Annotated in this window: 5 protein-coding genes; 2 read left to right on the top strand and 3 right to left on the bottom strand. The window is 42.0% G+C overall.

Annotated elements, in window-relative coordinates; translation table 11 throughout:
* Positions 1-128 precede the first annotated feature (128 nt).
* A complete protein-coding gene (locus B2Z67_RS02470) occupies positions 129-791 on the top strand; it encodes a response regulator transcription factor (RefSeq protein WP_291528235.1) in 663 nt (220 codons plus the stop codon).
* A gap of 8 nt (positions 792-799) precedes the next feature.
* On the opposite strand, the gene mnmA is transcribed toward B2Z67_RS02470, so the two are convergent.
* Positions 800-1,861 carry a tRNA 2-thiouridine(34) synthase MnmA gene (gene mnmA, locus B2Z67_RS02475; RefSeq protein ID WP_291528236.1) on the bottom strand — a complete coding sequence of 354 codons (1,062 nt, stop codon included), beginning with the start codon at positions 1,859-1,861 and terminating at the stop codon, positions 800-802.
* Between the two features lie 41 nt (positions 1,862-1,902).
* Positions 1,903-3,189 (bottom strand): O-acetylhomoserine aminocarboxypropyltransferase/cysteine synthase family protein, encoded by a 1,287-nt coding sequence (locus tag B2Z67_RS02480; protein WP_291528237.1) that lies wholly within the window; start codon positions 3,187-3,189, stop codon positions 1,903-1,905.
* 157 nt (positions 3,190-3,346) lie between these two features.
* Between B2Z67_RS02480 and B2Z67_RS02485 the strand changes: the two genes are divergently transcribed.
* Complete coding sequence (locus B2Z67_RS02485) at positions 3,347-4,699, top strand: S41 family peptidase (protein WP_291528238.1); 1,353 nt, start codon at positions 3,347-3,349, stop codon at positions 4,697-4,699.
* 189 nt (positions 4,700-4,888) lie between these two features.
* On the opposite strand, the gene B2Z67_RS02490 is transcribed toward B2Z67_RS02485, so the two are convergent.
* Positions 4,889-5,707, bottom strand: coding sequence for an alpha/beta hydrolase (locus tag B2Z67_RS02490; RefSeq protein WP_291528239.1), 819 nt, complete (start codon positions 5,705-5,707; stop codon positions 4,889-4,891).
* Between the last annotated feature and the right edge of the window lie 293 nt (positions 5,708-6,000).

Raw genomic sequence — 6,000 nt, forward strand, 5'->3', positions numbered from 1 at the left:
CTCCGCTGCAAATTGACTAAAAAGTGTACATTTGTAGCGGAGTTTTTTATCTTCCCTCTAAAGAAAAACAACTTTCTTTATGTAGCCGGCATAAAATATAAATGATTTTATGTAAGTTTGCATCTGACATGAGAGAATTTATTATTGCAGACAATCAGGACATCACCAAAGCCGGTATGATGTTCCTGTTAAGTAAACAAAAAGATACGGATTTGTTGCTGGAAGCGGACAACAAAGCAGAATTGATTCAGCAACTGCGTTTACATCCGCAAGCAGTAGTGATACTGGATTATACGTTGTTTGATTTTTCGGGTGCAGACGAACTTATTGTGTTGCACGAGCGATTTAAGGAAGCGGACTGGTTGCTCTTTTCGGATGAGCTAAGTATGGAATTCCTGCGTCAGATACTGTTCAGCAGCACATCTTTTGGAATAGTACTGAAAGATAATTCCAAAGAAGAAATATTATCCGCACTGCAATGCGCTTCAAGGAAACAACGGTTTATCTGTAATCATGTCAGCAACCTGCTGCTATCCGGTAATCGTACTCCCCAATCAGCCCAGGCAATGCCGAAAGATGATTTATTGACATCTTCCGAACGGAATATTCTGAAGGAAATTGCTTTAGGAAAAACTACAAAAGAAATTGCGGCGGAGAAAAACCTAAGCTTCCATACCGTAAACAGTCACCGCAAAAACATCTTCCGCAAATTAGGAGTAAACAATGCACACGAGGCCACAAAATATGCGATGAAAGCCGGAATTGTAGATTTAGTGGAGTACTACATCTGAAAGGTTTATCAGATATAAATTTCACCGCTACCTATACAAATGCGGGAAGCCTTATCGTAAATCACACCGAACTGTCCCGGAGCAATGCCTTGCAAATTGACCGGAGAAACAATATGAACAGTCTCCCCTTTGCGTAACAACTTCCCTTTCATAAATTCCGGAGTATGGCGAATTTTGAAACTTACGTCAACCTCCTGGTGTTCTTGCCAGGGATTTTCCGTAATGAAATGAAAGCCGCGTATCTTAAACTCATGACCATACTGCCATTGTGTATCATATCCCCGCGAAACATACAACACATTTGAATCAATATCCTTACGTATAACAAACCACGGGCCACCGCTCAATCCCAACCCTTTGCGCTGTCCGATGGTATGAAACCAATATCCCTTATGAGTACCGAGTTTCTTGCCGGTTTCCAATTCCACAATATCTCCGTCTCGTTCGCCAAGGAAACGACGGACAAAATCATTATAATTGATTTTCCCGAGAAAGCAGATACCCTGGCTATCACGGCGACGGGCTGTAGGCAGTCCGGCGAGACGGGCAATAGTCCGAACCTCTTGTTTCATCAACCCGCCAAGCGGAAACATTAGTTTTGAAACCTGTAGATAATCAATTTGCGCAAGGAAATCTGTCTGGTCTTTCACCGGATCGACGGCTGTACCCAGCCACACCTTACCATCCTCATTCACAATAGTGGCATAATGCCCCGTAGCTGTAAAGTCGAAATCTTTACCTGCCACTTGTTCAAAGCAACCGAACTTAATGAGTCTGTTACACATTACATCAGGATTGGGAGTCAGGCCGCAACGGATTTTATCAATAGCATAAGCAGCAACTTGTTCCCAATATTCTTTTTGCAAGTCTACCATTTCCAAAGGTAATCCATAACGACGGGCAATAGCCGAAGCCATCTCCCAGTCTTCTTCGGCGGAACAATCCATATAATCCGTACCATCCATTCCTATTTTAATGTAAAACAGAGACGGACGGTATCCTTGTTCGCAAAGGAGGTGTACGACAACAGAACTGTCGACACCTCCTGATAATAAAACAGCAATATTCATTCGCAGTTAAGGCGATATTATTATGTGAAATTAAAAGAATTCTAAATTTTATCAAACGCTTGCGCCAGATCATCCAATATATCTGCTATATGTTCCGTACCTATCGACAAGCGGATGGTTCCTTGCTTAATACCTTGCTCTTCCAACTCCTGTTCATTCAATTGCGAATGAGTGGTAGTAGCCGGATGAATAACAAGCGATTTAACATCCGCCACATTTGCCAGGAGTGAAAAGATTTCCAAACTATCAATCAATGTATGGGCCTCTTTAACGCCACCTTTTACCTCAAAAGTAAATATGGAACCGGCGCCATCAGGAAAATATTTCTTATAGAGTTCATGATCCGGATGTTCAGGTAACGACGGATGATTGACCGCAGCAACTTTAGGATGCTTTTTCAGGAAATCGACTACCTTCAATGCGTTTGCCACATGGCGTTCCACACGAAGAGAAAGAGTTTCCAAGCCCTGCAACAGAATGAATGCATTGAACGGACTGATAGTTGCACCCGTATCACGAAGCAAAATGGCGCGGATACGTATGATATAAGCGGCAGCCCCGGCAGCATCAGTGAAGCGTACTCCGTGATAGCATGGTTCAGGCTCGGTTAATTGGGGAAACTTGCCGGAAGCAACCCAATCGAACTTACCACTATCCACAATCACGCCCCCTAAAGATGAGCCATGTCCACCAATGAATTTAGTGGCAGAATGCACCACAATATCCGCACCATGTTCAATGGGACGTATTAAATAAGGAGTGCCGAACGTATTATCAACAATCAATGGAATACGATAACGATGGGCTATTTCGGCAACTGCATCAATATCAATAATATTGGAATTCGGATTGCCTAATGTTTCTATAAATATTGCTTTAGTATTCTCTCGTATGGCTCTCTCAAAATTAGAGAGGTCGGAAGGATCTACAAAAGTAGTGGTCACTCCGTAGGCGGGCAACGTATGTGCCAACAAGTTATAGGTACCTCCATAAATGGTTTTAGCAGAAACGATGTGATCGCCGGTACGGGTTATATTTTCAAAAGCGTAAGTGATTGCAGCAGCCCCCGAAGCAACCGCAAGACCGGCAATGCCACCTTCTAAAGCGGCGACACGCGCCTCGAATACGCCTTGCGTAGAATTTGTTAAACGTCCGTAGATATTTCCCGAATCTTGCAGACCAAAACGGGCGGCTGCATGTGCAGAGTTATGAAATACATACGAAGTCGTCTGGTAAATGGGAACGGCACGCGCATCAGTAGCAGAGTCCGGCTGTTCTTGTCCAACGTGTAATTGTAATGTCTCAAAACGTAATTTCTTTGTTTCCATTGCCTTTTGTATTTTAGGATTAATTGATTGGGTACAAAGATAAGGGGAGATCCGGATATGGACAATGGCATAAGATAGGGAATTTTATACCATAATTATGGTAGATAAACAAACTATTCATTAAATTTGCAGCGAAAGTGCTAACAAATAGATACAGATGAGAAGAAGAAACATACAACTTTCCCTGCTATTAGGAGTTCTTACATTAACGGGGCTGTCCTCTTGCGGAGTAGACCGTTGGCCGGAATATTATCCACTGACAGGACGTGATTTATGGATAGACAGCGTCATGAGGCAAGAATATCTTTGGTTTGAAAGTATCCCCTCATCCAAAAAGCTGAACTACTTCCTTGAACCGAAAACTTTCCTTAAAGGCATACTGTCACCGCTTGATAAAAACTACTCCACTGTCGATACATTATACATCACTCCCCCGCCAAGCTATGGTTTCGATTATACCTTGGAAAGAATGCAAGACAATGATACTGCCTATATCGCATTAGTCTCATACGTTATTCCCAATTCGCCCGCCGCCGAAAGCGGATTGCAACGAGGCGAATGGATTATGATGATTAACGGCGATTATCTTACCAGGAAAAACGAAACACTACTGACAAAAGGTGAAAGCCGGGAGTTGTTGATAGGTAAATATACCACCATAGAGAATGAAGAAGGTGAGAAAGCCGGTGTCATTCAGTCGAATCGAACTGTCACTCTTCCTGCCTCACGTCCGGTGGAAGATGATGTCATACCTGCATACAATGTTTACAAGAACGGAAATTTAAGCGTAGGTTATCTGGTATATAACAATTTCAATACGGAATCTAATAGTCAATTGCTCCAACTATCTCAATTCTATAAGGAACATAATGTAACAGACTTTATCCTCGACCTGCGCTACAATGCCGGTGGAGAAATGGAGTGTGTGCAACTTCTGGCGGATATATTGGTGCCGGCCGACAAGTTAGGTAGCCCTTTTGCCTCACTGAAGTATAATCAGAAGCAAGAAGCCAAGAACCGGGAACTTACACTTAACCCCCAGTTATTGCAGGGAGGCTCCAACTTAAATTTGCCCAAAGTATATATCCTGACCGGCACCGCTACTGCGGCGGCTTCGGAAATGCTTATCAACTGCCTTAAACCATATATGACAGTAGTACTGATAGGCAGTACTACCAAAGGAGAGACCGTAGCAACAGAGAGTTTCCCCAATAATAAGTTCTTATGGATACTTCGTACCGTTGTGTGCGAGGTCTTTAATTCCGAATACGAAGCGGATTATGCCAAAGGGTTCGCTCCGGATTACGCCGTCAACGAACTAAGTGATCGAGCTAAAGTATTGCCCTTGGGTGACCCGAATGAAGCATTGCTAAATACAGCATTAGGTATCATCAATGGTAGTACCGTACTTCCGGAGTCGAAGTCTGAAACCAATATGAAAAGGACAGAAGTGAAAAGCGTAAAAGTTAAACGTACCTTTCGCAACGGTCTTATCGTTAAGAAGCCGTAGGAGTTAGCGGAGTTAAAGAAGTTCAGTCAGCAACTTAGCTTAGGAGTTAAAGCCAATACTCCGTGAAGCATATTCAAGGTATCGGCTTTAACTTCTTAACTCCTTAATTCCTTAACTCCTAACGAAGTAATAACTCCATTAACTCCTGGAGTATGAATAATGCAGGTTAACTACATTATTCATTCCAAATTATTTCTTGAAAAACTTATCGAAGAAGAGAATCTGATAATCAATTGAATTTCTCCAATATTCTCCATTATGCGTACCGGGACGAGTGATAAAGTCATGACCGATACCCCTTGTCAGAAGACTTTTATGTAAGTTCACATTCACTTCCAGGAAGAAGTCTTTTTCTCCACAATCGATAATCAAGGCAAGATCACCATCTTCAATCTTGTCAATCTGATTAATAACCGTATGCTGTTCCCATTGTTCCTTGTTATCAGCGTATTCACCAAGTTGCTTACTCATTTCCCAATTCATAGGAAACGGAAGTATATTCACTCCACCGCTGGTACTTCCTGCTGCGCCAAATGTGTCTTTATGGCGGATAGCCAGCCACAATGCACCATGCCCACCCATACTTAATCCGGTAATCGCACGTCCCTTTCTCTCGGGAATAGTAGCATAATTCGTATCGGTGTACTTTATCAATTCCGAAGCAACGAATGTTTCATAACGATAAGCCGGATCTTTTGGACTATCCCAATACCAACTGTTCTTACCATCCGGGCATACAAAGATAATTCCTTTCTCATCTGCAATCCGGGCTAACTCAGGCTTAAGTCCAATCCACGAACGGGCATTACCTCCATAACCATGTAGCAAATAAATCACCGGACAAGCCTCTGCCTTTGTATCCAATGCCTTATCGGGAATCACATACACCACTTGTACTTCTTTATTCATGGATGGACTTTTCACCATAACAGTGTCTACTCGTGCAGCCTGCGCCAATACAACTGAAAACAGTAGCAAGACACTAAATAAAATTTCTTTTCTTTTCATGTTTTTCATTCTTTAATAATCAATTAATGAGGGGACAATATTAGCAATAAAATTCAAATAATCACTATGCTTGTACTTTAAACAATTCAAAATCTATATGAAATTTCTTATTATGCTTCACGGAATTATATCTGCCGCAAACCACTTTGCACCTCTTTTACAAATTGTCTTGTGATGTTTTTGTAACTGTTGACACAAAGCGGTTTGCGAGTTCTGATTTGTTTTTCATTTTATCCTTAACCTGCATTATTCATACTGTAGGAGTTAAGGGGGTGTCAGTTTGTCACTTTGTA

The sequence above is a fragment of the Bacteroides sp. UBA939 genome (assembly GCF_002293435.1).
Taxonomy (GTDB): Bacteria; Bacteroidota; Bacteroidia; order Bacteroidales; family Bacteroidaceae; genus Bacteroides.

Bases quoted from the DNA above. Each gene is read 5' to 3' on its own strand.
- B2Z67_RS02470 (WP_291528235.1), top strand. From the start codon at position 129: ATGAGAGAATTTATTATTGCAGACAATCAGGACATCACCAAAGCCGGT.
- mnmA (WP_291528236.1), bottom strand. From the start codon at position 1,861: ATGAATATTGCTGTTTTATTATCAGGAGGTGTCGACAGTTCTGTTGTC.
- B2Z67_RS02480 (WP_291528237.1), bottom strand. From the start codon at position 3,189: ATGGAAACAAAGAAATTACGTTTTGAGACATTACAATTACACGTTGGA.
- B2Z67_RS02485 (WP_291528238.1), top strand. From the start codon at position 3,347: ATGAGAAGAAGAAACATACAACTTTCCCTGCTATTAGGAGTTCTTACA.
- B2Z67_RS02490 (WP_291528239.1), bottom strand. From the start codon at position 5,707: ATGAAAAGAAAAGAAATTTTATTTAGTGTCTTGCTACTGTTTTCAGTT.